Annotated in this window: 2 protein-coding genes; both read right to left on the bottom strand. The window is 58.8% G+C overall.

The features are described from left to right. The coding region (locus tag DW49_RS0123205) for a phospholipase D-like domain-containing protein (protein ID WP_024421430.1) at positions 1-689 on the bottom strand (689 nt) is incomplete at its 3' end. 160 nt (positions 690-849) lie between these two features. Next, positions 850-1,965 (bottom strand): DUF2345 domain-containing protein (locus tag DW49_RS0123200; RefSeq protein ID WP_024421429.1); only part of this gene is annotated, 1,116 nt, incomplete at its 5' end.

Here is a 1,965-nt window from a genome sequence, read left to right as displayed (position 1 = left end):
CGGGAACAGACCCTAGGCAGTTCATAGTCGACCAGCACGCTTTTCTGGTGGTGCGAGGCACTGGCGCTCATGGCAAGCTGCATGCGAGTGCTGATGTTGGGATCGAGCGCTTGATACCTCACCCAGTAAGCAATTTCTGCCCGCTCCTTCGCACTGAACCCCCTGCTGACGAATACGGGGGATTTGCCGTTGACTCGCTCAGCCGCCTTGCCATCGGACGCTGCGCATTCAGAGAACCAGTCGCGGTCGTATTCAAACTGATCCTTGGTCGAGCTTTGCAGGGCTCGAGAATTCATGCGAGGCCAGCCCTTGCCAGGCAAGTTGCCTTCGCCTGCCATGCCTGCTGAGTTGAAAGGCATTTCCCAGCCGAGTATGCGCACCTTAACGCCCCCTGCGGCTTTAAGCCTGAGCAGTTCGCCAATACAGGGGTGGCATCCGTCGCGGATGAAATACATGGAAGGCTGAAAACCCCAGCAGATGATCTCCACGGATTTCTCGGCCTTGGCAATGGCCTCATAGACAGCTCTGAACGCTTCCTCACCGTTGACCAGCGGCCGGTAGGTGGCTGGAACGGGGTGAAATTCAGTTTTCTCGACAAACCAGCGGGGCACAATGGTCGCACTGTTGGTGCAGGTGAGGGCAACGGGTACCGTTATTGTGGAGAGCTCTGGCATCAGAGGTGATTTCATGGGAGTTCCTTTCCTGATATGCCCTGACAGTCGGCATGGTGCCGGGGGCAGTCATGGGTATGCGTTGACGGCATCACGCAGTATGTTCCTGGGGGGGGGTACGTGCAGCAGCCTCTATGCTGACCGAAATCGACGACGTTATGGGGATGCAGGCCACTCTCTAAATCTCCTTTTCTGACTCGACAGTGTCGAGATCGGTGTACTCGGCCCTGAACTCACTTCGTGTTCTGGGCGGGGAGGTTCGGGAGGGTGAGTCAACTTCGTGCCGATGAAATCCGCTGTTGGCACGTTCAGCATTGCTTTGTTCGCCTGTGTACTGCCCACCGACCGGTATGTCATAACGCATGCCACTCGCCAGTTCTAGGATGTAGGCACTGGTCGTAGGATGGTGGTCAATATCGATCCTTCCGTTTTTATCCATGACGCCCTGTTTGACGACTGACACACCGTCACGCAATTTGTAAGGCATGCCCGCCCATGCACTGGAACTTCCGGCATTGGTTTGCCCTGCATAAAAAGTCAGCGCTTGAGTGACGGAGGACTCGGGCCAGGCGGGATGGTTGCGATTGAGCTGGGTCGGCCCGCTAAGCGTCTTCTTCGCCCCTTTGATATCAATCGTTCCCGGCGCATGAATCTCGATATCCCCGTCCTTGATGCGGATGTAGGCGCCACCGCTGGTGAGCAGGATGCCTTCCTGTGCGGCGATCTCTATTCCGGCAGCGGTCGAGGTAATCATCACCTTCTGTTGCGCCGTCAGCTCCATCGCATCACTTTGCGCCTGCAATTCGATCTTGCCCTTGGCCGCAAACAGTTTCGCCCCGGCATTCTGCGCAAACAGGCTGATGCTTTGCGCGACGCTGGCCAGCAGGGATTTGCCGCTGGCAATGCTGACGTCTTCGCCGGTGCTTAACGTCAGGTGTTTGCCGCTGTGCAAGTGGGTGCTTTTCGGCGTGGCGGTGGCGATGTCGGCAGGGGACGAGGCGATCAGCAGCGGTTGCTGGTAACCCGGCGTTTTGCCGCGTCCGCCGCTGCGGATTGCCCAGGCGGTGTCGCCGCCGTTGCGTTGTTGCTCGCCAGGGCCTTGGCTCGGGGTGCCGTCGTCGCTGCCGTAGGTCACGTCGGCATCGCTGTTGAGCTGGGTCAGGCTGTCCAGGCCTTCCTGCATCGGCAGGGCGTTGTGCTGTTGCGCCGTGTCGGACAGGGTCTTGACGCGTTGTTCGCTGTTTTTCAGTTGCTGCTGCGCTTCGCTGGCGTCGATCTGTGCGCCCTGGGCGCC

Origin of the sequence: Pseudomonas avellanae BPIC 631 (assembly GCF_000444135.1) — a bacterium.
Lineage (GTDB): Bacteria > Pseudomonadota > Gammaproteobacteria > Pseudomonadales > Pseudomonadaceae > Aquipseudomonas > Aquipseudomonas avellanae.
Note: the sequence above shows the minus strand (reverse complement) of the source record. Positions and strands in the feature narration are given on the sequence as shown.